Source organism: Sulfitobacter sp. 15WGC, from assembly GCF_005068605.1.
Lineage (GTDB): Bacteria > Pseudomonadota > Alphaproteobacteria > Rhodobacterales > Rhodobacteraceae > Sulfitobacter > Sulfitobacter faviae.
The window spans coordinates 1,364-3,892 of sequence record NZ_SZNL01000045.1; the positions used below are offsets into that span (position 1 = coordinate 1,364).

At 53.9% G+C, this 2,529-nt stretch carries 2 tRNA genes and 2 rRNA genes (1 of these 4 running past the window's edge); all 4 read right to left on the reverse strand.

Annotation, left to right across the window (positions count from 1 at the left end):
* Positions 1 to 247: ribosomal RNA gene (locus tag FCK22_RS17765) — 23S ribosomal RNA — on the reverse strand; its annotated part reaches 1,363 nt to the left of the window's first position; the annotation flags it as partial.
* Between the two features lie 457 nt (positions 248 to 704).
* Positions 705 to 781, reverse strand: a tRNA-Ile gene (locus FCK22_RS17770).
* A 165-nt stretch (positions 782 to 946) separates the two neighbouring features.
* A tRNA-Ala gene (locus FCK22_RS17775) sits at positions 947 to 1,022 on the reverse strand.
* A gap of 149 nt (positions 1,023 to 1,171) precedes the next feature.
* Positions 1,172 to 2,529 (reverse strand): 16S ribosomal RNA (locus tag FCK22_RS17780); the annotation flags it as partial.

Consider the following 2,529-nt stretch of genomic DNA (forward strand, 5'->3'; position numbering starts at 1 on the left):
CACCCTGATAATCACTTCGCTGGCGACCACCCAGTGTTTTGATCGAAGATCAAAATGTACCGACCAAAGGTCGGCACGGAGCGGACATTGCGAAGCAATAACAGAGTATAATCAGGTGGGTTGCCCCATTCAGAAATCCATGGATCAAAGCTTATTCTCAGCTCCCCATGGCTTATCGCAGAGTATCACGTCTTTCATCGCCTCTTACTGCCAAGGCATTCACCAAACGCCCTTTTCGCGCTTGATTTGATCCAGAAAAAGCAAGACTTAGCGCCTCGCGCGAAGATCAGAAGCTGGTAAGAAACTGACCCTCTTATTCTGCATCAAAAGCATACTTTACCCGCCCAGACTGTCGTCTGGACAATGAGCGATGCAGATAGCTGCCGTCCGTGCAGGAGGCAGCGTCACCGCTCTGGTTAGTGTACTTGACTTGGACAACATATTCGTTTCAGCCGCGATATGCCTGAAGGACCGAGGAAACAGTCCGTCAAACACCGGCCCCGAAGGGCAGCAACTGAGATCATCCCCTCACGCGGGGCGATCAAACATGTTGTTAGTATCTCTCTTTACGATGTCAATCACGTGCATCCGAAGGATGTCACGCTACCGTCTGGATTGAATGAAGCTTGCTTCATCCGGGAACAGACGTTCAAACACATGAGCATGTGCTTGAAGGTATGTTCTATATACCACCCTAGAAGGGGTGGTGGGTCGAGGAGGACTTGAACCTCCGACCTCACGCTTATCAGGCGTGCGCTCTAACCACCTGAGCTACCGACCCAGCTGATTTGCCGAAGGCAAATCGGCGTCGCCCGTCAGGGCATTCCGAAGGAATGTCCCGGGAGGGCCAGCGTGGTTAAGCTGGTCTCGATGGGCTGATTGCTGCCCTTCTCGCACGTCCGTTGGACGGGCAACCAGGGCGACGCCTTTTGCTTTGCAAAAGGCTTGGTGGAGCCTAGGAGGATCGAACTCCTGACCTCCTGAATGCAAATCAGGCGCTCTCCCAGCTGAGCTAAGGCCCCAAACTATTGAGACCCACGCGTTCAGCGCAGGACCTATTTCTGAAGAGATATGAGGACGGCTCGGTTCTATATATTGACCGGCTTTGTTTGCCGATCTGCTAAGTGTTCCACGAGTTGAGCGAGGCTCAACTGGCTAGGAACATCCTTAGAAAGGAGGTGATCCAGCCGCAGGTTCCCCTACGGCTACCTTGTTACGACTTCACCCCAGTCGCTGATCCTACCGTGGTCCGCTGCCCCCAAAAGGTTAGCGCACGGCCGTCGGGTAGAACCAACTCCCATGGTGTGACGGGCGGTGTGTACAAGGCCCGGGAACGTATTCACCGTGGCATGCTGTTCCACGATTACTAGCGATTCCGACTTCATGGGGTCGAGTTGCAGACCCCAATCCGAACTGAGACAGCTTTTGGGGATTAACCCATTGTCACTGCCATTGTAGCACGTGTGTAGCCCAACCCGTAAGGGCCATGAGGACTTGACGTCATCCACACCTTCCTCCCGCTTATCACGGGCAGTTTCCTTAGAGTGCCCAGCCGAACTGCTGGCAACTAAGGATGTGGGTTGCGCTCGTTGCCGGACTTAACCGAACATCTCACGACACGAGCTGACGACAGCCATGCAGCACCTGTCACTGCGTCCCCGAAGGGAACGTCCGATCTCTCGGAGTGGCACAGGATGTCAAGGGTTGGTAAGGTTCTGCGCGTTGCTTCGAATTAAACCACATGCTCCACCGCTTGTGCGGGCCCCCGTCAATTCCTTTGAGTTTTAATCTTGCGACCGTACTCCCCAGGCGGAATGCTTAATCCGTTAGGTGTGTCACCGAACAGTATACTGCCCGACGACTGGCATTCATCGTTTACGGTGTGGACTACCAGGGTATCTAATCCTGTTTGCTCCCCACACTTTCGCACCTCAGCGTCAGTATCGAGCCAGTGAGCCGCCTTCGCCACTGGTGTTCCTCCAAATATCTACGAATTTCACCTCTACACTTGGAATTCCACTCACCTCTCTCGAACTCTAGACTGATAGTTTTGGAGGCAGTTCCGGGGTTGAGCCCCGGGATTTCACCCCCAACTTTCCAATCCGCCTACGCGCGCTTTACGCCCAGTAATTCCGAACAACGCTAACCCCCTCCGTATTACCGCGGCTGCTGGCACGGAGTTAGCCGGGGTTTCTTTACCAGGTACTGTCATTATCATCCCTGGCGAAAGTGCTTTACGATCCTAAGACCTTCATCACACACGCGGCATGGCTAGATCAGGCTTGCGCCCATTGTCTAAGATTCCCCACTGCTGCCTCCCGTAGGAGTCTGGGCCGTGTCTCAGTCCCAGTGTTGCTGATCATCCTCTAAAACCAGCTATAGATCGTAGACTTGGTAGGCCGTTACCCCACCAACTATCTAATCTAACGCGGGCCGATCCTTCTCCGATAAATCTTTCCCCCGAAGGGCGTATGCGGTATTACTCACCGTTTCCAGTGGCTATTCCGCAGAGAAGGGCACGTTCCCACG